Source organism: Kitasatospora sp. NPDC058048, assembly GCF_042885555.1.
Taxonomy (GTDB): Bacteria; Actinomycetota; Actinomycetes; order Streptomycetales; family Streptomycetaceae; genus Kitasatospora; species Kitasatospora lactacystinica.
The window spans coordinates 115,552-139,946 of the sequence record NZ_JBHVRT010000013.1 but is presented as its reverse complement, the minus strand read 5'-3'; the positions used below and the strand labels follow the sequence as shown (position 1 = coordinate 139,946).

Annotated in this window: 1 protein-coding gene; it reads right to left on the bottom strand. The window is 76.8% G+C overall.

Annotation, left to right across the window (positions count from 1 at the left end; all coding sequences use genetic code 11):
* Positions 1 to 139 precede the first annotated feature (139 nt).
* Entirely contained in the window at positions 140 to 24,385 is a 24,246-nt protein-coding gene (locus tag ACFVVA_RS16285) for a type I polyketide synthase (RefSeq protein ID WP_387689971.1), read from the bottom strand.
* Between the last annotated feature and the right edge of the window lie 10 nt (positions 24,386 to 24,395).

Sequence of the window (24,395 nt, the reverse complement as noted above, 5' to 3'; positions counted from 1 at the left end):
CGGCCGCCCTCTTCGTGTTCCGGCCGCTCTCCTCGTGCGCCGTTCGACGGGTCCGGCGCGGCGCGGTGCCACCGATCGACTCGGTGGCACCGCGTTCCGGCACGTCCGGCCGCCCGCCTACGGCGCCGGGCGGGACCGCTCAGTCCAGGTCGCTGTTGCCCAGCTCCTCCCGGACCAGGTTGAGCAGTTCCTCGTCGTCCGCGGCGTCGAGGAGGTCCGCGATGGTGTCCTCCTCCGCCGGGGCACCGGCGGACCAGCGGGCCAGGAAGGCCTGGAGCCGCACGGTCACCCTGGAGCGGGAGAGCTCGTCCAGCGGGTTGACGGTCATCGCCGCCTCCAGCCCGTCGAGCATCCCGAGCAGCGGCTCGACGTCCGCGGCCGGCTCGGCGCCGCCCGGGAGCGCGCCGTGCAGGTGGCCTGCCAGCGCGACCGGGGTCGGGTGGTCGAAGACGATCGTCGCCGGGAGCGCGACACCGCACTCCCGCGCCAGCCGGTTGCGGAACTCGACGGCCGTGAGCGAGTCGAAGCCGAGGTCGCGGAACGGCCTGGTCTCGTCGATCTGTTCGGCCGCGGAGTAGCGGAGCACCTCGACCAGCACGTCCCGGACCAGCTCCAGCAGGACGGCCGTCCGCTCCTTGGCGTCCAGCCCGGCCAGCCGGGCGCGCAGCGCCCCGCCGTCCGCCCCGCCGTCCGCCGCCGGAATCCCGGCCGAAGCCGCGGCCCCGGCCGGGGACCGGCCCTCGGCCGCCTCGGGCAGGTCGCCCAGCAGCGGGCTCGGCCGGCCCGAGGTGAAGGCGGGCGCGAACCGGGTCCAGTCCACGTCGGCGACGGTCAGCGCGCTCGCGCCGCCGTCCACGGCCGCCGCCAGGGCGGTGAGCGCGAACTGCGGGTCGAGCGGCGTCAGTCCGCGGCGGCGCAGGTACTCCTCCGCCCCGTCGGCCGCCATCCCGGCGCCCGCCCACGGGCCCCACGCGACCGACGTCCCGACGAGACCGCGGTCCCGCCGGTTCCGGGCCAGGGCGTCCAGGTAGGCGTTGCCCGCCGCGTAGAGGGCCTGCCCGCCGCTGCCCCAGGTAGCGGCGATGGAGGAGAAGACCAGGAACAGCTCCAGGTCCGCCTCCGCGGTGAGCTCGTCCAGGTGGGCGGCGCCGTCGACCTTGCCTCCGGTGATCCTCGCGATGTCCTCGACACCGGTCTGCGCCAGCATCGCCGACTGGGCGACACCGGCCGCGTGCACGACACCGATCAGCGGGCGGTCGGCCGGGACCGCGGCCAGCGTCGCCGCCAGCGCCTCCCGGTCGGCGGCGTCGCACGCGGCCACCGTCACCCGGGCGCCGGCCGCCGTCAGTTCGGCGGTCAGCTCCTCGGTGCCCGGGGTCCGGGAGCCGCGGCGGCCGGTGAGGACCAGGTCGGTGACGCCCCGGCCGACCAGCCAGCGGGCGACGACCGCGCCCAGCGCGCCGGTACCGCCGGTGACCAGCACCGTGCCGGGCCGCGACGGCCGCCAGGGCTCCGCCGGGGCCGCTCCCGCGTCGGTGCGGACCAGGCGGCGGGCGAGCACCCGCTCACCGCGCAGGGCGAGCTGGTCCTCCCCGGTCGCCCCGTCGAGCACCGCCGCGAGCGCCGCGAGGGTGCCGGCGTCCGGCTCGGCGGGCAGGTCGACCAGCCCGCCCCAGCTCCGCGGGTGCTCCAGCGCCGCGGCCTGGCCGAAGCCCCACAGCTGCGCCTGCTCGGGGCGGGTGACCCGGTCCGCCGCGTCCACCGCCACCGCGCCCCGGGTGACCATCCACAGCGGCGCCTCCAGCTCCGCGTCGCCGAGGGCGTGCAGCAGCACAAGACCGCGGTCCAGCCCGGTGGGCAGGTAGGCGATCCCGCGGGCCTTCTCGGCCAGCTCGCGCAGCCGCTCCGCCAGTTGCTCCCGGTCGAGGTCGCCGACGGCGAGTCGGACCGGGGCGGTGTCGGCGGGCAGCCGCGTGAGCAGGGTGTCCGCGAACGCGCCGTCGTCCTCGGTGTCGGTGACCAGCAGCCAGCCGCCGTCGAGCCGCGCCGGCGGGACCTCGACCGGCTTCCAGTCGATCCGGTAGAGGCAGTCGTCCAGGACCGCGGCGGCACCGTCGGCCCGGCCGGACGCCGCGAGCGGCAACCGCGGCCAGTACCGGTCCCGCTGGAAGGCGTACGTCGGCAGGTCCACCCGGCGGCCCTCCGGCAGCACGGCCGACCAGTCGACCTCGGCGCCCGCCGTCCAGAGCCGGGCCAGCGCCTCCAGGGCGGTGTCCCGCTCCTCGCGGCCCTTGCGCAGCAGCGGAGCGAAGGTGCCCGCCGCGACCGACTGCTGTGCCAGCCCGCAGAGCACGCCGTCGGGGCCGAGCTCCAGGTACCGGGTGACGCCCTGCTCCGCCAGGCGGGTGACGCCCTCGGCGAAACGGACGGCCTCGCGGACCTGGCGCACCCAGTAGTCCGGTGTGGAGAGCAGCCCGGGTTCGGCGAACGTCCCGGTCAGGTTGGAGACAACCGGGATGCGCGGCTCAGCGAAGGTCAACTCCGCCAGCACGGAGGCGAATTCGGCGAGCATCGGCTCCATCAGGGCCGAGTGGAAGGCGTGCGAGACGGTCAGCCGGCGGATCCGGCGCCCGTCGGCCTTCCACCGGGCGGCGAACTCCTCCACCGCCTCGACCGAACCGGAGACCACCAGCGAGGCCGGACCGTTGACGGCCGCCACGTCCAGCCGGTCGCCGATCGCCTCCCGGACCTCGGCCTCGGCGGCCTCGACCGCCAGCATCGCCCCGCCGCTCGGCAGCGCCTGCATCAGCCGGCCCCGCGCCGCCACCAGGGCGCACGCGTCCGCCAGCGAGAGAACGCCCGCCGCATGGGCCGCGGCGATCTCACCGATCGAGTGCCCGAGCAGGAAGTCGGGCGTCACACCCCAGGATTCGAGCAACCGGAACGAGGCCACCTCGACCGCGAACAGCCCGGCCTGCGCCCACACCGTACGGTCCAGCTCCTCCGCCCCGTCGAACACCACGTCCTTCACCGGCCGGTCCAGCAGCAGGTCCAGCTCCCCACAGACCGCGTCGAAGGCGTCCGCGAAGGCGGGGAAGGCCTCGTACAGCTCCCGGCCCATCCCGACCCGCTGCGCACCCTGACCGGTGAACAGGAACGCCGTCCGCCCCTCGGCCACGACGCCCGACACCAGAGTGCCGGACGGTCGGCCCGCGGCCAGGGCCGCCAGCGGGGCGTCCCGGTCGGCGCCGAGCACCACCGCGCGGTGTTCCAGCCCGGCGCGGGAGAGCAGCGACCGGGCCACGTCCTGCGGCCGCAGCTCGGCCCGCCGCGCCGCGAAGGAGCGCAGTCGCCCGGCCTGGGCGGCGAGCGCCGCGGCCGAGCGCCCGGACAGCAGCCAGGGCAGCGCGTCCGGCTCGACGGCGGAAGCGGCTTCCACCGCGTCCGGCTCGACAACGGCCGTGGCCTCGGCCGCGTCCGGCTCGACGGCGGCCTCCAGGATGACGTGGGCGTTGGTGCCGCTGATCCCGAAGGAGGACACACCGGCGCGGGCCGGCCGGTCCACGGCGGGCCACGCCCGGCGCTCCGTCACCAGCTCCACCGCGCCCGCCGACCAGTCCACCTGCGGGGTCGGCTCGCCGACGTGCAGGGTCGGCGGCACGATGCCGTGCCGCAGGGCCAGCACCATCTTGATCACCCCGGCGACGCCGGCGGCGGCCTGGGTGTGGCCGAGGTTGGACTTCACCGAGCCCAGCAGCAGGGGCTCCGCGGTGCGCTCCCGGCCGTAGGTGGCCAGCAGCGCCTGCGCCTCGATCGGGTCGCCGAGCCGGGTGCCGGTGCCGTGCGCCTCGACCACGTCCACGTCGGCGGCCGACAGTCCGGCGTCCGCCAGCGCCTGGCGGATCACCCGCTCCTGGGACGGGCCGTTGGGGGCGGTGAGGCCGTTGGACGCGCCGTCCTGGTTGACGGCGCTCCCCCGCACCACCGCGAGCACCCGGTGGCCGTTGCGCCGCGCGTCGGACAGCCGCTCCAGCAGCAGCACGCCGACGCCCTCACCCCAGCCCGTACCGTCCGCCTCCGCCGAGAAGGCCTTGCAGCGGCCGTCCGCCGCGAGGCCGCCCTGGCGGTCGAACTCCGCGAACACCACCGGGGTCGACATCACCGAGACGCCGCCCGCGAAGGCCAGTTCGCACTCGCCGCGGCGCAGCGCCTGGGCCGCGAGGTGCAGGGCGACCAGCGAGGAGGAGCAGGCGGTGTCCACGGTCATCGCCGGGCCCTCCAGCCCGAACGCGTAGGAGATCCGGCCGGAGAGCACGGAGGCGGCGTTGCCGGTGGCCACGTGGCCGTCCACGTCCTCCTCCGAGGCGGCGAGCACCAGCGGGTAGTCCTGACCGTTGGTGCCCGCGAAGACGCCGACCGGCCGGCCGCGCATCGCCCTCGGGTCCACTCCGGCGGACTCGAAGGCCTCCCAGGAGGCCTCCAGCAGCAGGCGCTGCTGCGGGTCCATCGCCAGCGCCTCGCGCGGCGAGATCCCGAACAGGCCCGCGTCGAACTCGGCCACGCCTTCCAGGAATCCACCCCGGGCGGCCGCGTCCACGCCGGTCCAGCCGGCCTCCCAGCCGCGGTCGGTCGGGATGCCGGTCATCGCGTCGACGCCGTCGGACAGCAGCTCCCAGAGCGCGTCCGGGGAGCCGGCGCCGCCCGGGAAGCGGCAGGCCATGCCGACGATCACGATCGGCTCGTCCTCGGCCCGGGTGCGGTCCGCGACCTCGGCGGCCGCGGCCGGTTCGGCGGCGCCGAACAGCTGCTCGCCGAGGTGGCGCGCCAGCGCGGCCGGGGTCGGGCGGTCGAAGACCAGGGTGGCCGGCAGCGCCAGCCCCGTCCGGGCGCTCGCCAGGTTGCGGAACTCCACCGCCGTCACCGAGTCGAATCCGAGGTCGCGGAACGCCTGCTCGGCGCCGACCGCGTCCGGCGAGCCGTGGCCGAGCACCGCCGCGGTCCAGGACCGCACGGCGTCCAGCAGCAGCCCGGAGCGCCTGCTCCCGGGTGCCGCCGCCAGCTCGGCCCGGAACTCCTCGGCCGGTCCGGCGCCGCGGGTGCCGGCCGTGGCCGAGGCGGCCTCCGGCAGGTCGGCCAGCAGGGCGCTGGGCCGCAGCCCGCCCGCACCGGCCGCGAACAGCGACCAGTCGACGTCGGCGACCACCAGGGCGGCCCCGTCGTGACCGATCGCCCGGGCGAGTGCCGTGACGGCGAGCGCCGGGTCCATCGGCGGCAGGCCGCCGCGCCGCAGCCGCTGCACCAGGGCCGGGTCGGCCGCCATGCCCTCGTTCGCCCACGGGCCCCACGCGACCGAGACGCCCGGCAGGCCGCACTCGCGCCGCCCCTCCATCCAGGCGTCCACGAAGGCGTTGGCGGCGGCGTAGTTGCCCTGGCCGGCGCTGCCGACGGCGCCCGCCAGCGAGGAGAATGCGACGAAGAACTCCGGCTCGTGGCTCCGCGTCAGCTCGTCCAGGACGACCAGGCCGGCCGCCTTCGCGGCCAGCACCGTCCTCAGGCGCTCCGGCGTGAGCGCGTCCAGCGCCCCGTCGTCCAGCACGCCGGCGGCGTGCACCACGCCGATCAGCGGGCGGTCCGCCGGCACCGCGTCGAGCACCGCGGCCAGCGCGGTCCGGTCGGTCACGTCGCAGGCGGCGACCACGGCCTCGGTGCCGCGCGCCGCGAGCTCCGCGACCAGGTCCGCCGTGCCCGGCGCGGCCGCCCCGCGACGGCCGGTCAGCACTACCCGGGCCACGCCGTGGTCGGCGAGCCAGCGGGCGACCTCGGCGCCCAGCGCGCCGGTCCCGCCGGTGACCAGGACGGTCCCCCCGGCGGTCGGCGACCAGGACGGCGCACCCGCGCCGGCCGTCGCCCGGACCAGTCGGCGGCCGTACGTGCCGGAGCCGCGCACGGCCACCTGGTCCTCGCCGCCACCGGACAGCACGGCGGCCAGCCGGGTGCCGGCCCGGGCGTCCGGCGTGGACGGCAGGTCGATCAGACCGCCCCAGCGGTCCGGGGACTCCAGCGCGGCGACCCGGCCGAGGCCCCACACCTGCGCCTGTCCGGCGTCGGCGGCCCGGTCCGAGCGGCCGACGGAGACCGCCTGCGCGGTCAGCGCCCAGAACGGGGCGGTGACGCCCGCGTCGCCGAGCGCCTGGAACAGGGCCAGGGTCAGTTCCAGGCCCGGCGAGACCGCCGGGTCCGGGTCCGGTTCCCCGGCGAGCGCGGCCAGCGACACCACACCGGCGAACGTGCCCGGGCCCGCCTCGGCGAGCTGCGCGGCCAGGGCCGCCCGGTCGGTGCCGACGGGCCCGAAGCGGACCACCTCGGCGCCCGCCGAGCGGATCGCCGCCGCCACGGCCTCGGTCAGCGGGTGCTCGGCGGCCGCCCGCGGGACGGCCAGCAGCCACCGGCCGGTCAGCGCCGGGGCGCCGGCCGGGGTGCCGAGCGGCCGCCACATCACCCGGTAGCGCCAGGAGTCGACCACCGAGTCGACCTTGCGCCGCTGCCGCCACGAGGAGAGCACCGGCAGGGCCGCGCCGAGCAGCTCGGCTGGGTCCGGGGTGTCCAGGAGGTCGGCGAGATCGCCGAGGTCCTCGCGCTCCACCGCGTCCCAGAACCTGGCCTCCACCACGTCGCCGACGGGCTCGGCGGCACCGGCCCGCGGCCAGAACCGCTGCCGCTGGAAGGCGTACGTCGGCAGCTCCACCCGCCGGCCCTCGGGCAGCACCGCGGACCAGTCGGCCTCGGCGCCGTCCGCCCACAGCCGGGCCAGCGCCCGCAGCGCGGTCCGGGAGTCCTCCCGGCCGCGGCGCAGCAGCGGCGCGAACACGCCGTCCGCCACGCTCTGCTGCGCCAGCCCGCTCAGCACGCCGTCCGGACCGAGCTCGGCGAAGCGGGTGACGCCCTCGCGGTGCAGGGTCTCGACGCCGTCGGCGAAGCGGACGGCCTCCCGGACCTGGCGGACCCAGTACTCGGGGGTGGTGAGGAGACCGGGTTCGGCGATCCCGCCGGTCAGGTTGGAGACGACCGGGATGCGCGGTTCGTTGAAGGTCAACTCCGCGAGGACGGAGGCGAATTCGGCGAGCATCGGCTCCATCAGCGCCGAGTGGAAGGCGTGCGAGACCGTCAGCCGGCGGGTCTTGCGGCCCTCGGCCGACCAGCGCGCCGCGTACTCCTCGATCGTTTCGACCGGCCCGGAGACCACGAGGGAGGCCGGGCCGTTGACGGCCGCCACGTCCAGGCGGTCGCCGATCGCGTCACGCACCTCCGCCTCGGTGGCCTGGACCGCGAGCATCGCCCCGCCCTCGGGCAGCGCGTCCATCAACCGCCCGCGCGCCGCCACCAGGGCGCACGCGTCCGGCAGCGAGAACACCCCGGCGACGTGGGCGGCGGCGATCTCGCCGATCGAGTGCCCGAGCAGGAAGTCGGCCGTCACGCCCCAGGATTCGAGCAGCCGGTACGAAGCCACCTCGACCGCGAACAGCCCGGCCTGAGCCCACACCGTCCGGTCGATGCCGATGCCCTCGAACACCGCCTCGGTGAGCGGCCGGTCGAGCCGGAGGTCCAGCTCCGCGCGGACCGCGTCGAAGGCCTCCGCGAACACCGGGAAGGCCTCGTACAGCCCCCGCCCCATGGCGGCGTACTGCGAGCCCTGGCCGGTGAACAGGAAGGCGGTCCGACGGTCGGCGACCGCGCCCCGGACCACCGCCGCATCGGGTGCGTCGTCCGCCAACGCGGCCAGGCCGCGCAGGAGTTCGGCGTGGTCCGCGCCGACGATCACGGCCCGGTGGTCGAGCGTCGCCCGGGTGCCGGCCAGCGACCAGGCGACGTCCCGGACGTCCGCGCCGGGCTCGGCGAACGCCCGCAGGCGCCGCGCCTGCTCCCGCAGGCCCTCGGCGGTCTTCGCCGAGACGGCCCAGACGGGCAGCACCGGCGCCGCCTTCGGCTCCTCCACCGGGGCTGACGGCACGCTCTCCAGGATGACGTGGGCGTTGGTGCCGCTGATGCCGAAGGAGGACACCGCCGCGCGGCGCGGCCGCTCCAGCTCGGGCCAGGGGCGCGCCTCGGTGAGCAGTTCCACCGCGCCCGCCGACCAGTCGACCTTCGGGCTGGGCCGCTGCGCGTGCAGGGTGGCCGGGAGCAGGCCGTGGCGCATCGCCTGCACCATCTTGATGACACCCGCGACGCCCGCGGCGGCCTGGGTGTGGCCGATGTTGGACTTGATCGAGCCGAGCCAGAGCGGCTCGCCGTCGCGGTCCCGGCCGTAGGTGGCCAGCAGCGCCTGCGCCTCGATCGGGTCGCCCAGCACGGTGCCCGTGCCGTGCGCCTCGACGGCGTCCACCTCGGCGGCCGACAGCCCGGCACTCGCCAGGGCCTGGCGGATCACCCGCTGCTGAGCCGGACCGTTCGGGGCGGTCAGGCCATTGGAGGCACCGTCCTGGTTGACCGCGCTGCCGCGCAGCACGGCCAGCACCCGGTGCCCGTGGCGGCGGGCGGTGGAGAGGCGCTCGACCAGCAGGACGCCGACGCCCTCGCCCCAGCCCGTACCGTCCGCCTCCGCGGCGAAGGACCTGCAGCGGCCGTCCGAGGACAGCCCGCCCTGGCGATCGAACTCGGCGAAGGCGGCCGGCGACACCATCACCGTCACACCGCCGACCAGCGCCGTCTCGCAGTCGCCCTCGCGCAGCGCCTGCGCCGCCCAGTGCAGGGCCACCAGCGAGGAGGAGCAGGCCGTGTCCACAGTGACGGCCGGACCCTCCAGACCGAAGACGTACGACACCCGGCCGGAGATCACACTGTTCGCCGAGCCGGCCAGGACGTGGCTCTTCGCCTCCTCCAGGCCGCCGACCGCGTTGTAGCCGGAGTTGGAGGCGCCGACGAAGACGCCGATCTGCTCGCCGCGCACCGAGCGCGGGTCGATCCCGGCATCCTCGAAGGCCTCCCAGGACGCCTCCAGCAGGATCCGCTGCTGCGGGTCCATCGCCAGCGCCTCGCGCGGCGAGATCCCGAACAGCCCGGCGTCGAACTCCGTCACTCCCTCCAGGAAGCCGCCGCGCGCCGCCTCGGCCGCGATGCCCTCGACCGACCAGGCGCGGTCCGCCGGGAAGCCGGTGACGCCGTCCGCCCCGGCGGCCACCAGGTCCCACAGCCCGGCGGCCGAACGCACCCCGCCCGGGTAGCGGGCGCTCATGCCCACGATCACCACCGGGTCGTCCGAGACGGCCACCGCCGCACCGGTCTCCTCCGCGGCCGCCACCGTCACCGGTACCGACTCCAGCAGTTCCCCGGCCAGATGGGCCGCCAGCACCGCCGGCGTCGGATAGTCGAAGGCCAGCGTCGCCGGAAGGGCGAGCCCGGTGTCCTTCACCAGCAGGTTGCGCAGGGCCACCGCCGTCAGCGAGTCGAAGCCGAGGTCGCGGAACGCCTGACCGGCGTCCACCGCCTCCACCGACGTGTGGCCCAGCGCCGCCGCCGCGGACGACCGGACCAGGTCCAGCAGCATCCGCTCCCGGCGGCCGGCCGCGGCCGCCGCCAAGGTGTCCAGGAAGGCCGAGGCCCCCTCGACCGCCGCCACCGGCGCCGACCCGCGGCCGGCCTCCGGCAGCTCCGCCAGCAGCCGGCTGGTGCGCACGGCGGTGAAGGCCGGCGCGAACCGCTGCCAGTCCACGTCCGCGACCGTCACACAGCCCTCGTCCCCGTCCACCGCGCGGGCCAGCGCCAGCACCGCGAGACGCGGTTCCATCACGGCCAGACCACGGCGGCGCAGCTGCTCGGCGGCCTCGCCCCGGGCGGCCATGCCCTCGCCGGCCCACGGCCCCCAGGCCACCGACGTGCCCCGCAGACCGTGCGCCCGGCGCCGCAGCACCAGCGCGTCCAGGTGGGCGTTGGCCGCCGCGTAGACGCCCTGACCACCACTGCCCCAGGTCGCCGCGACCGAGGAGAAGACCACGAACAGATCGAGGTCCAGACCGGCGGTCAGCTCGTCGAGCAGTTCGGCGCCGGCGGCCTTGCCGTCGAGCACCCGGGCGATCTCCGCCTCGTCGGTGTCCGCCAGCGGCGCGGCGCCCTGGCCCACCCCGGCCGCGTGCACCACGCCGGTCGGCCTGTGCTCGGCGAGCAGCGCGGCCAGCGCCTCCCGGTCGGTCGTCGCGCAGGCGGCCACCACGACCTCGGCGCCCGCCTCGGTCAGCTCGGCGGCCAACGCGGCGGCGCCCGGCGCGTCCGCGCCCCGGCGGCTGGTCAGCACCAGCTTCGGCACTCCCCGGCCGACCAGCCAGCGGGCCGTCTCCGCGCCCAGCGCGCCGGTGCCGCCGGTGATCAGGACCGGGCCGGACGGCGTCCACGGCGCGGCGGGCGCGGCACCGGAGGCGGCGCGCGCCAGGCGGCAGCCGTACGCCCCGGCGCCGCGCACGGCCACCTGGTCCTCGCCGGTGCCGCCGCCGAGGACGGCGACGGCACGCTCGGCCGACTGCGGGTCGAGGACGGCCGGGAGGTCGATCAGCCCGCCCCAGCGCTGCGGGTGTTCGAGCGCCGCGACCCGTCCCAGGCCCCAGAGCTGGGCCTGGACGGGATCCCGCAGCGGGTCGGAGCGGCCGATCGACACGGCACCGCTGGTGACCAGCCAGAGCGGGGCGTCGACGCCCGCCCCGCCCAGCGCCCGCAGCAGCGCGACCGCACCGGACACCGGGGCGTCCGAGGGCAGCAGCGCCACGACGCCGGCGATTCCGGCCACCCCGGCCGGGACGGCGTCGAGGGCGAACGGGAGCACCTCGGCGCCGGCCTCCCCCAGCGCGGCGGCCAGCGCGGCCCCGGGCTCGGAGCCCTCCGGCGCGGCCAGCAGCCACGTCCCGGAGAGGCCGGTCCCGACGAGGCCGGCGAGCGGCTTCCAGGTCGACCGGTAGCGCCAGGAGTCGATCACCGCGTCCTGACGGCGCGACCGCCGCCAGGCGGTGAGCACCGGCAGCACGGAGTCCAGGCCCTCGGGCGCCCGGTCGGCGTCCAGGGTGGAGGCGAGGCCCGCCAGGTCCTCGTTCTCGACCGCCGCCCAGAACCGGACCTCCGCCGGGTCGGCCGCGACGCTCGTCGGCTCGGCCGCCTCCGGCCAGTAGCGCTCGCGCTGGAAGGCATAGGTCGGCAGCGGCACCCGCCGGGAGGCGGGCAGCAGCGCGGACCAGTCGATCGCGGCGCCCGCCGTCCAGAGGGCGGCCAGCGCGGTCAGGACGGTCTCGCGGCCGTCCCGGTCCTTGCGCAGCAGCGGCACGCCGGCCACGTCGGGGGCGCTCTGCGCGGCCAGCGCGGTCAGCACACCGTCCGGACCGAGCTCGACGAGACGGGTGACGCCCTCGCGGTGCAGGGCGTCGACACCGTCGGCGAAGCGGACGGCCTCCCGGACCTGCCGCACCCAGTACTCGGGGGTGGTGAGCAGGCCCGGCTCGGCGATCCCGCCGGTCAGGTTCGACACGATCGGGACCTGCGGCTCGGCGAAGGTCAACCCACCGAGCACGGACGTGAATTCGGCGAGCATCGGCTCCATCAGGGCCGAGTGGAAGGCGTGCGAGACCGTCAGCCGGCGGGTCTTGCGGCCCTCGGCCTTCCAGCGCTCCGCGAACTCCTCCACCACCTGCGCCGGACCGGAAACCACCACGGAGGTCGGGCCGTTGACGGCCGCCACGTCCAGGCGGTCGCCGACCGCGTCACGGATCTCGGCCTCGCTGGCCTGCACGGCGAGCATCGCCCCGCCCTCGGGCAGCGCGTCCATCAACCGCCCGCGCGCCGCCACCAGGGCGCAGGCGTCCGGCAGCGAGAGGACGCCCGCCACATGAGCGGCCGCCACCTCACCGATCGAATGCCCGAGCAGCACGTCCGGGACCACACCCCAGGACTCCAGCAGCCGGAAGGACGCCACCTCGACCGCGAACAGCCCGGCCTGCGCCCACACCGTACGGTCCAGATCCTCGACGCCGTCGAGGACGACCTCGCGCACCGACCGCCCGAGCCTCGCGTCCAACTCCGCACAGACCGCGTCGAACGCCGCCGCGAAGGCGGGGAAAGCCTCGTACAACTCCCGGCCCATGCCGACGCGCTGCGCGCCCTGCCCGGTGAACAGGAACGCCGTCCGTCCCTCGGCCGCCACCCCGGTGACGACCCCGCCCGAGGGGCGGCCGTCCGCCAGCGCGGCCAGGCCGTCCAGCAGCGCCGCCCGGTCGTCGCCGAGCACCACCGCACGGTGGGCCAGCCCGGTCCGACCGGTCGCCAGCGACCACGCCACGTCCTGCGGACGGGCCCCGGACTCCAGCGCCCCGGACTCCGGCGCCCCGGACTCCAACTCCCGTGCCAGTCGGGCCGCCTGGGCCTTCAGCGCCCCGGCGCTCTGCGCCGACACCACCCACGGCGTCGGCCCGGTCGCGTCTCCGACCGGCGCCGTCTCCTCGGCCGGCGCCTGCTCCAGCACCACATGGGCGTTGGTGCCGCTGATCCCGAAGGACGACACACCCGCCCGGCGCGGACGGTCCGCCTCCGGCCACGGCCGGGCCTCGGTGAGCAGTTCCACCGCGCCCTCCGACCAGTCCACCTCGGAGGTCCGCTGCTCGGCGTGCAGGGTGGCCGGGAGCGTCCCGTGCCGCATCGCCTGCACCATCTTGATCACCCCGGCGACGCCGGCCGCCGCCTGGGTGTGCCCGATGTTGGACTTGATCGAGCCCAGCCAGAGCGGCTCGTCACCACGGCCCCGGCCGTAGGTGGCCAGCAGCGCCTGCGCCTCGATCGGGTCCCCGAGCCGGGTCCCCGTCCCGTGCGCCTCCACCGCGTCCACCTCGGCCGCCGCCAGCCGGGCGTCGGCCAGTGCCTGCCGGATCACCCGCTCCTGCGCGGGCCCGTTCGGCGCGGTGAGGCCGTTGGACGCACCGTCCTGGTTGACCGCGCTGCCGCGCACCACCGCGAGCACCCGGTGCCCGTTGCGACGGGCGTCCGACAGCCGCTCGACCAGCAGCAGGCCGACCCCTTCGGACATCCCGGTGCCGTCGGCGTCGGCCGAGAAGGCCTTGCAGCGACCGTCCGAGGCCAGGCCGCCCTGGCGGTCGAACTCCGTGATCACGCCGGGCGTGGCGAGGGTGGTCACGCCGCCCGCCAGCGCCAGGTCGCACTCGCCGCCGCGCAGCGCCCGTACCGCGAGGTGCAGGGCGACCAGCGAGGAGGAGCAGGCGGTGTCGACCGTCATGGCCGGGCCCTCCAGCCCGAACACGTAGGCCAGTCGGCCGGAGGCGATGCTGGTCGCGCTGCCGGTCATCAGGTGGCCGAGCGCGCTGTCCGGGATCCGCATGCCGAGGCCGTAGTGGGACGCCGCCGCGCCGACGAAGACGCCGGTGGAGCGGTTGCCGAGGTCGGCGGTCACGATGCCGGCGTCCTCGAAGGCCTCCCAGGCGGTCTCCAGCAGCAGGCGTTGCTGCGGGTCCATCGCCAGCGCCTCGCGCGGGGAGATCCCGAACAGGCCGGCGTCGAACTCGGTGGCGCCGTCCACGAATCCGCCTCGGGCGGCCTCTCCGTGCGCCACGTCGAGGGGCCAGCCGCGGTCGGTCGGGAAGGCGGCGGTGCCGTCCTCGCCGGCGGCCACCAGCCGCCACAGGTCGGCCGGGGAGGCGACGCCGCCGGGCAGGCGGCAGGCCATGCCGACGATCGCGATCGGCTCGCCGGGGTCGGCCGTCGGCGACGGCGCGGCCACGGCGGGGGCCGGTGCGCTCTCGCCCAGCAGCCTGGTGGCCAGGTGGTCGGCGAGCGCGGTCGGGTTCGGGTGGTCGAACACCGTGGTGGCGGGCAGCCGCAGGCCGGTCGCGGCGTTGAGCCGGTTGCGCAGTTCGACCGCGGTCAGCGAGTCGAAGCCGAGGTCGCGGAAGGCCTGCCGGGCGCCGATCGCCTCGGCGTCCGCGTAGCCGAGCACGGTGCCGGCGTTGCCGCGGACCAGGTCGAGCAGGATCTGCCGGCGCCGGCTCGCGGAGGCGTTGCGCAGCTGTCCGGCCAGGGTGCCGGTGTCGCCGGCCTCGCGCTCGGCGGCGCGGCGCACCGCGGGCCGGATCAGGCCGCGCAGCAGTGCCGGGACCTCGCCGCCACCGGTGCGGTCCAGGGCGACCGGCACCAGGTGCGGGGCGGGCAGGGCGGTGGCCGCGTCGAAGAGGGCGAGGCCCTGCCCGCTGTCCAGGGCGGTGCCGAGCTTGTCGGTCCGCGCGTCGGCGCCCGGGTTCAGGTGCCGGGTCATCTCGCTGGCCTCCTGCCACAGGCCCCAGGCCAGTGACTGGGCGGGCAGCCCGAGGGCGTGCCGGTGGGAGGCGAGGGCATCCAGGAAGGCGTTGGCCGCCGCGTAGTTGGCCTGGCCGCCGGTGCCGAAGGTGGCGGAGGCGGAGGAGTACAGCACGAACATCGCGAGGTCGCGGTCGGCGGTCAGCTCGTGCAGGTTGACGGCGGCGTCGACCTTGGGCCGCAGGACGGCCTCGACCCGCTCGGGGGTCATCGCGTCGAACACGCCGTCGTCCAGGGTGCCGGCCGCGTGGATCACGCTGGTGAGCGGGTGCTCCGCGGGGATCGCGGCGAGCACCGCGGCCAGCGCCTCCCGGTCGGCGGCGTCGCAGGCCGCGACGGTCGTCTCGGCGCCCAGGTCCCGCAGCTCGGCGACGAGTTCGGCCGTGCCCGGGCCGTCGGCGCCGCGCCGGCTGAGCAGCAGCAGGTGCCGCACGCCGTGCTCGGCGACCAGGTGACGGGCCAGCAGCCCGCCCAGGGTGCCGGTGCCGCCGGTGATCAGCACGGTGCCCTCGGGGTCGAGCGGCGCCGGGACGGTGACCACGTTCTTGCCGACGTGCTTGGCCTGGCTGATGTGCCGGAACACGGCGGGCGCCTCGCGGACGTCCCAGGCGGTGATCGGCAGCAGCCGCAGCGCACCGGACTCGAACAGGCCGATGATCTCCGCCGTGATCTCCCGGACCCGCTCCGGGCCCGCCTCCGCGGGGTTGAACGCGCGGTAGCGCACGCCGGGGTGGTCGGCGGCGACCTGCTCGGCGTCGCGCGGGTCGGCCTTGCCCATGTCGGCGAAGCGCCCGCCCTCGGCGAGCAGCCGCAGCGAGGCGTCCGTGAACTCGCCGGCCAGCGAGTTCAGCACCACGTCCACGCCGCGTCCGCCGGTGGCGGTACGGAACGACTCCTCGAAGGCGAGGTCACGGGAGGAGGCGATATGGGCGTCGTCCAGACCGGCGGCGCGCAGCGCGTCCCACTTGCCGGGGTTGGCGGTGCCGTACACCTCCAGGCCCAGGTGGCGGGCCAGTTGGACGGCGGCCATACCGACGCCACCGGCCGCCGCGTGCACCAGCACCGACTCCCCCGGCCGGGCCGCGGCCACATCGACCAGCCCGTAGTAGGCGGTCAGAAAGGCGACGGGCACCGAGGCGGCCTCGGTGAAGGTCCAGCCGGCCGGGATCCGGGCCAGCAGCCGCCGGTCGGTGACCGCCCGGTCGGCGAGGCCGCCGCCGTCGAAGTGGCCGAACACCCGGTCGCCGACGGCCAGATCGGTGACGTCCGCGCCGACCTCGGTCACTACACCGGCGGCCTCGGCGCCCATCACGGCCCGGTCGGGGTACATGCCGAGCGCGAGCAGCACGTCGCGGAAGTTCACGCCGGCCGCGCGGACGGCGATCCGCACCTGGTCGGCGCCCAGCGGGGCGTCGGCCTCGGCGGCGGGCACCAGGGCGAGGGCCTCCAGGGTGCCCTCCTCGGTGACGTCCAGGCGCCAGGCGCCGGGCCCGTCGGGGGCGGTGAGGCCGTGGACGGCGCTCTGCCGGACGAGCCTGGGGGCGCGGGCCCCGCCCTCGCGCAGGGCGAGCTGCGGTTCGTCCTGGACGGTGGCCCAGGTCTGCCAGTCGGGGTCCTGGCCGGCCGGGTCGCGGTCCAGCAGCAGCACGCGGCCGGGGTGCTCCGACTGGGCGGAGCGCAGCAGGCCCCACACGGCCGCGCCGGCCAGGTCGGTCACCGGCTGCCCGGGGGCGGCCGGGACGGCGCCGCGGGTGACGACCACCAGCCGGGTGTCGGCGAAGCGGTCGGCGGCGAGGAACTCCTGGACGGTGCGCAGGACTTCGGTGGTGATCCGGCGGACGGCCCGGGCCGGCCCGCCGTCGGAGGCGGCGGGCGGCAGGGTCAGCACGACCACCGGGGGCGTCGCGCCGTCCTCGACGGCGTCGATCTCCCGCCACTGCGAGGTATCGGGCCGGGCCGGGTCCCGCTGCGGCAGCGGGGTCCAGTCGACGGTGAACAGGGCGTCGTGGACGGCGCGTTCGCCGGCCCGCCGCAGCGTCGCGGGGGCGATCTCGCGCAGGGTCAGCGAGGCGATGTCGATCACCGGCGCGCCGGTGGGGTCGGCGGCGTGCAGGCCGACGCCGTCCGCGCGGACGGTCAGCGCGACCCGGAGCACGGTGGCCCCGGTGGCCCGGAGGTGGACGCCGTCGAAGGAGAACGGCAGCCGGGTGCCGGTGGCGGGGTCGGCGGTGAGGCCGATGGCGTGCAGGGCGGCGTCCAGCAGCGCCGGGTGCAGGCCGAAGCCCTCGGCCCGGACGTCCTGCGGCAGGGCGACCTCGGCGTAGACCCGGTCGCCGTCCCGCCAGGCGGCGCGCAGCCCCTGGAAGGCGGGGCCGTAGCCGTAGCCGGCCTCGGTGAGCGCCTGGTAGAAGCCCTCGACCTCGACCGGCCGGGCCCCGACGGGCGGCCAGACCGCGAGGTCGGGGCCGTCCTTCGGGGTGGTCGCGGCCGGGGCGAGGAGGCCGGTGGCGTGGCGGACCAGCTCGGTGCCGGTGGCGTCGGGGCGGGAGAACACCTCGAAGGTCCGGCTGCCGGTGTCGTCGGCGGTGCCCACGCTCACCTGGACCGCGACGCCGCCCTGGGCGGGCAGCACCAGCGGCGCCTGGAGCACCAGTTCGGACAGCAGGGCGCAGTCGGCCCGCTCGCCGGCGGTCAGCGCCATCTCCACGAAGGCGGTGCCCGGCACCAGCACGTCGCCGTGCACCGCGTGGTCGGCCAGCCAGTCCTGGCCGGCCGCGCTCAGCCGTCCGGTCAGAATCAGGGCTCCGCCGGGCAGCGGGACGGCGGCGCCCAGCAGGGCGTGCTCGGTGACGACCTGGCCGACCGTGCTCAGGTCGCCGGCGGCGACCACGGCCCGCGGCCAGTAGCGCTCGCGCTGGAAGGCGTAGCTGGGCAGCTCGACCCGGCGGCCGGCGGGCACGACCGGGGTGAAGTCGACGGACGCGCCGGCGGTCCAGGCCTCGGCCAGGGCGGTGAGCAGCTGCTCGGGGCCGCCCCGGTCGCGCCGCAGCGTGCCCAGCGCGGCCGCGTCGGCGCCGGCGGCGTCGGCGCTCTCCTGCACGCCGACGGTCAGCACCGGGTGGGGGCTGCACTCGACGAACACCGAGCGGCCGTCGGCCAGCAGGGCCCGGGTGGCCTGCTCGAACAGGACGGTGGAACGCAGGTTGTCGTACCAGTACCCGGCGTCCATCCGCGCGGTGTCGATCGGCTCACCGGTCAGCGTCGAGTAGAGCGGAACCACGGACGTGGTCGGGCTGATCCCGGCCAGCTCCGCCAGGACCCGCTCGCGCACCCGCTCCACCTGGGCGGAGTGCGAGGCGTAGTCCACCGGGATCCGACGGGCCCGCACCCCGCTCTCCTCGCAGAACACCATCAGCTCGTCCAGCGCACCGGGCTCGCCCGACACCACCGTCGAGGACGGGCCGTTGAACGCGGCCACCGAGATCCGGCCGCCGAAGCCGGCGATCAGCTCCTCGACCACCGCGCTGCCCGCCGCGACGGACACCATGCCGCCGTCACCGGCCAGTTCGATCAGCGCCCGGCTGCGCAGCGCCACCACCTTGGCGCCGTCCTCGACGGACAGCGCACCGGCCACCACGGCCGCGGCGATCTCGCCCTGGGAGTGGCCGATCACGGCCGAGGGCTCCACGCCGTGCGCCCGCCACACCTCGGCCAGCGACACCATCACCGCCCACAGCACCGGCTGGACCACGTCCACCCGGGACAGCAGCTCCTCGTCGTCCAGGGCCTCGGTGAGCGACCAGTCGGTGTACGGCGCCAGCGCCGCCTCGCACTCGGCCAACCTGGCCGCGAACACCGGTGCGGCGGCGGCCAGTTCACGTCCCATGCCGAGCCACTGCGAACCCTGGCCCGGGAAGACGAACACCACGTCGCCGGGCACCGCCCGGCCCTTCACGACGCCCTCGCCGTCGAGGGTGCCCAGGCCGTCCAGCAGGGCGGCCCGGTCGGCGCCCAGCACCACGGCGCGGTGCTCCAGGGCGGCCCGGGACAGCAGCGAGCGGGCCACCTCCGGGCCCGTGAGCTCGGGGCGCCCGGCCGTGAACTCCCGCAGCCGCTCAGCCTGCTCGGTGAGCGCGGCCGGGGTGCGGCCCGACAGCAGCCAGGGCTGGGGACCCTCGGCGGCCTCGGACTCCACGGTCCCGACGACCGGCACGGACTCCAGGATGACGTGGGCGTTGGTGCCGCTGATCCCGAAGGAGGACACCGCCGCCCGGCGCGGCCGGTCGAGCTCCGGCCACGGCCGGGCCTCGGTCAGCAGCTCCACCGCACCGGCCGACCAGTCCACGTGCGGGGACGGCGCGTCCACGTGCAGGGTCGCGGGCAGCAGGCCGTTGCGCAGCGCCTGCACCATCTTGATCACGCCCGCCACGCCGGCGGCGGCCTGGGCGTGGCCGATGTTGGTCTTCACCGAGCCGAGCCAGAGCGGCTCACCGGCGCGCTCCTGGCCGTAGGTCGCGAGCAGCGCCTGCGCCTCGATCGGGTCGCCGAGCCGGGTGCCGGTGCCATGCGCCTCGACGGCGTCCACCTCGGCGGCGGTCAGTCCGGCGTTGGCCAGAGCCTGCCGGATCACCCGCTGCTGGGCGGGCCCGTTGGGCGCGGCGAGGCCGTTGGAGGCGCCGTCCTGGTTGATCGCGCTGCCGCGGATCACCGCGAGCACCTGGTGGCCGTTGCGGCGCGCCTCGGACAGCCGCTCCAGCACCAGGATGCCGACGCCCTCGGCCCAGGAGGTGCCGTCGGCGGCGGCCGCGAAGGCCTTGCACCGGCCGTCGGCCGCCAGGCCGTTCTGCTTGTCGAACTCGGCGAACACCCCCGGGGAGACCATCACGGCGACACCGCCGGCCAGCGCCAGCTCGCACTCGCCGCGGCGCAGCGACTGGGCGGCCAGGTGCAGGGCGACCAGCGAGGAGGAACAGGCCGTGTCCACGGTGACCGCCGGGCCCTCCAGGCCGAAGGTGTACGCGATCCGGCCGGACAGCACGCTGCTGACGGTGCCGGTGAGCAGGTGGCCCTCGACGTTGGCGGGCATCTCCATGCCGAGGCCGTAGCCGGAGGCGGAGGCACCGATCACCACGCCGGTGGACGAGTGGCCGAGGGAGTACGGGTCGATGCCGGCGTTCTCGAACGCCTCCCAGGCCGTCTCCAGCACCAGGCGCTGCTGCGGGTCCATCGCGAGGGCCTCGCGCGGCGAGATGCCGAACATGCCGGCGTCGAAGTCGGTGGCGTCCTCGACGAAGCCGCCGCGCCGGACGTAGCCGCCGCCCTCGGGCCAGCCGCGGTCGGTGGGGAAGCCGGTGACGCCGTCCCGGCCCTCGGTGACCATCGCCCACAGCTGCTCGGCCGAGCGGACCCCGCCCGGGTAGCGGCAGCTCATGCCGACGATCGCGATCGGCTCGTCGTCCGCCGCGGCCGCCACCGGGCGCGCCGGCCGGGCCTCGTCGGGGGTGCCGAACAGCTCGCCGAGCAGGTACTCGGTCAGCGCGGCCGGCGTCGGGTGGTCGAAGACCAGTGTCGCCGCCAGCTTCAGGCCGGTCTCCGCGCCGAGCCGGTTGCGCAGCTCCACGGCGGTCAGCGAGTCGAAGCCCAGGTCGCGGAAGGCGCGTCGCGGCGCCACCGCCTCGGTCGTCGGGCGTCCCAGCACCAGCGCGGTGCGGTCCCGGACCACCTCCAGCAGCAGCCGCGACCGCTCGCCCTCGGGCGCGGCGGCGAGCGAGTCCCGCAACTCCGAGGAGGGGGCGGACGATCCGGTGTCCCCGGCCGCGTCGGCCCGGTCGGCCAGGCCGCTCAGCAGCGGGCTGGGCCGGCCGGAGACGAAGGCGGGCCCGAACCGCTCCCAGTCGACGTCCGCGACGGCCACGCAGCCCTCGTCCCGGTCGACGACCCCGGCCAGCGCGCGGATCGCCGCCGTACGGTCCAGCGCGGACAGGCCGCGGCGGCGCAGGTAGTCCTCGAAGCCGGCGTCCGCGGCCATGCCGGCCTCGGCCCACGGGCCCCAGGCGACCGAGGTCCCGGCCAGGCCGCGGGCCCGCCGGGCCTCCACCAGCGCGTCCAGGAAGGCGTTCCCGGCCGCGTAGGCGCCCTGGCCGCCGCTGCCCCAGGTGGCGGCGATGGAGGAGAAGACCACGAACAGGTCGACGTCGCCGGCCAGTTCGTCCAGGAGCGCGGCCCCGGCGGCCTTGCCGCCGATCACCTCGGCGACGGCCTCGGCGTCGGTGTCCATCAACGGGCCCGGCGCGCCGACCCCGGCGGTGTGCACCACGCCGCTCAGCGGGTGCTCGGCCGGGATCCCGGCCAGCAGCCCGGACAGCGCCTCCCGGTCGGTCACGTCGCAGGCGGCGACGGTCACCCGGGTGCCCAGCGCGGTCAGTTCGGCCACCAGCTCGTCCGCTCCCGGCGCGGCCGGGCCGCGGCGGCTGGTCAGCAGCAGGTGCGGCACGCCCCGCCCGGCCAGCCAGCGCGCCACGTCCCCGCCGAGGGCGCCCGTGCCGCCGGTGATCAGGACGGTGCCGTCGGTGCTCCACTCCGCCGCGGGCGCCCCGGACAGCGGTGCCCGGACCACCCGGCGGCCGAGCACCCGCGCCCCGCGCAGGGCCAGCTGGTCCTCCCCGCCCGCACCCGCGAGCAGCGCCGCCAGCCGGCGGCCCTCCTCGGCGCTGACGGTCTCCGGCAGGTCGACCAACCCGCCCCAGCGGCCGGGGTGTTCGAGCGCCGCGACCCGGCCGAGGCCCCACAGCAGGGACTGCTCGGGGGCCGGCGACCGGTCCTCGTCCCCGGTCGACACCGCGCCCCGGGTCAGGCACCAGAGCGGAGCCTGCGAGCCCGCGTCCCCGAGTGCCTGGACCAGCAGCAGCAGGGCGCCGAGGTCGGCGGGCACCGGAAGGCCCGCGGCGGACGAACCGGCCACGAACACCACGCCGGCGAAGTCCTCGGCGGCCAACCGCCCGGCGAGGGCGGGCCGGTCCCCGGTCAGCGGCAGCCGGGTGACCCGCGCACCGGCGGCCAGCAGCGCGGCGGCCACGTCCTCGGCGGCCGCGGACTCGTCCGCGGTGGCGAGCAGCCAGCTTCCGTTCGGCCCGGCGGCGTCCGGCAGCGGCAGCGGCTGCCACTCCACCCGGTAGCGCCAGGAGTCGACCACCGCCTCCTGGCGGCGCGAGCGCCGCCACGCGGAGAGCGCCGGGACGACGCCGTCCAGCACCTCCGGGGTGTCCGACAGCCGCAGGGTGGCGGCCAGCTCCGGGACGTCGGCGCGCTCCACGGCCGCCCAGAAGCGGGCGTCCTCGGCCGAGCCGGGCGCGTCGAGCGGGACGTCGGGCCAGTAGCGCTCGCGCTGGAAGGCGTACGTCGGCAGGTCGAGCCGGCGCCCGGCCGACAGCACGGACCGCCAGTCGAGTTCGGCGCCGGTCGTCCACAGGGTGGCGAGCGCGGTCAGCGCGGTCTCGGACTCCGCGCGGTCACGGCGCATCAGCGGGGCGACCACGACCTCGGCGAGCTGCTGCCCGACCAGGCCCGACAGCACGGCGTCCGGGCCCAGCTCCACGAACCGGGTCACGCCCTCGCGGTGCAGGGCCTCGACGCCGTCGGCGAAGCGGACGGCCCCGCGGACCTGACGGACCCAGTAGTCCGGCGTGGACAGCAGGCCGGGCTCGGCGAGTTCGCCGGTCAGGTTCGAGACGACCGGAATCTGCGGCTCGGCGAAGGTCAACTCCGCGAGGGCGGCCGCGAATTCTTCGAGCATCGGCTCCATCAGCGCCGAGTGGAAGGCGTGCGAGACCGTCAACCGGCTGGTCTTGCGGCCCTCGGCCTTCCAGCGCGCCGCGAACTCCTCGACGACCTCCGCCGGTCCGGAAACCACCACGGAGGTGCGGCCGTTGACGGCCGCGACGTCCAGCCGGTCGCCGATCGTCTCGCGGACCTCGGCCTCGGTGGCCTGCACCGCCAGCATCGCCCCGCCGCTCGGCAGCGCGTCCATCAGCCGGCCGCGCGCCGCCACCAGGGCGCACGCGTCGGCCAGCGAGAACACGCCCGCAACATGAGCGGCCGCCACCTCGCCGATCGAGTGCCCGAGCAGGAAGTCGGGCATCACACCCCAGGACTCCAGCAGCCGGAACGACGCCACCTCGACCGCGAACAGCCCGGCCTGCGCCCACACCGTACGGTCCAGATCCTCGACGCCGTCGAGGACGACCTCGCGCACCGACCGCCCGAGCCTCGCGTCCAGCTCCGCGCAGACCGCGTCGAACGCCGTCGCGAAGGCGGGGAAAGCCTCGTACAACTCCCGGCCCATCCCGACCCGCTGCGCGCCCTGCCCCGTGAACAGGAACGCCGTCCGCCCCTCCACCGCGACACCCGCGACCACGCCGCCGGTCGGACGACCGTCCGCCAGCGCGCCGAGGCCGTCCAGCAGCCCCTCACGGCCACCGGTGCCCAGCACCACCGCGCGGTGGGCCAGCGCGGCCCGGGTCGTCGCCAGGGACCACGCCGCGTCGCCCGCGTCCATGTCCGGCCCGAACCGCTCGGCCAGCCGCGCCGCCTGGCCCCGCAGCGCCTGCGCGGTCTGCGCCGACACCGGCCACGCCACCGGGCGGACGCCCTGCCCGGGCGCCTCCGGTTCCGTCCGCGGCTCGGCCCCGGCCTCGGCCGGGCTCTCCTCGATGAGCACATGGGCGTTGGTACCGCTGACGCCGAACGCGGAGACACCGATCCGACGGGTCCGCTCCGCCTGCGGCCAGGGCCGGGCCTCGGTCAGCAGCTCGACGCCGCCGCCCGTCCACTCGACGTGCGGGGTGGGCGCGTCCACGTGCAGCGTTGCCGGGAGCACGCCGTTGCGCAGCGCCAGCACGCTCTTGATCACGCCGACCGCGCCGGCGGCGGCCTGGGTGTGGCCGACGTTGGACTTCAGCGAGCCGAGCAGCAGCGGCCGGTCGGCCGTACGGCCCCGGCCGTAGACGGCCTGCAGCGCCTCGGCCTCGATCGGGTCGCCGAGGCGGGTTCCGGTGCCGTGCGCCTCCACGGCGTCCACGTCGGCCGCCTCCAGCCGGGCGTTGGCCAGCGCCTGCCGGATCACCCGCTCCTGCGAGGGCCCGTTCGGCGCCGTCAGCCCGTTGGACGCACCGTCCTGGTTGACCGCGCTCCCCCGGACCACCGCCAGCACCTCGTGCCCGTTGCGGCGGGCGTCGGAGAGCCGTTCCAGCAGCAGGACGCCGACGCCCTCGGACCAGCCGGTGCCGTCCGCCGCCGCCGCGAAGGACTTGCAGCGGCCGTCGGCGGCCAGGCCGCCCTGCTTGCCGAACTCGGCGAAGGCGGCCGGGGTGCTGATCACCGCGACGCCGCCGACCAGGGCCAGGCCGCACTCTCCCTGGCGCAGCGACTGGACCGCCAGGTGCAGTGCCACCAGCGCGGAGGAGCACGCGGTGTCCACGGTGACGGCCGGGCCCTCCAGCCCGAACACGTACGAGAGCCGGCCGGAGAGCACCCCGCTCGCGGTGCCGGTCAGGTGGTATCCCGCGGTGTTCTCGGGGAGCCGGCCGGCTCCGTCGTAGCCGGACGGGGAGGCGCCGACGAAGACGCCGGTCGCCGTGCCGGCCACCGAGTGGGGATCGATGCCCGCCCGTTCGAAGGTCTCCCAGGCGACCTCCAGCAGCAGCCGCTGCTGCGGGTCCATCGCCAGCGCCTCGCGCGGGTTGATGCCGAACAGCTCGGCGTCGAACCCGGTCGCGTCGCCGAGGAAGCCGCCCCGGCGGGCGTAGTCGCGGCTGCCGGGGAAGGACTCCTCCCAGCCGCGGTCGGTCGGGAACCCGCCGATCGCGTCGGTGCCGTCCGCGACCAGCCGCCACAGGTCCTCGGGGCCGGTGACGCCGCCCGGCAGCCGGCAGCCCAGCGCGACGATCGCGATCGGCTCGCGGGCCGCCGCCTGGATCTCCCGGTTCTGCCTGCGCAGGCGCTCGACCTCCTTGAGGGAGGCCCGAAGTGCTTCGACCGCCTTGTCACCGCGGGTGTTCATCGATTTCTCC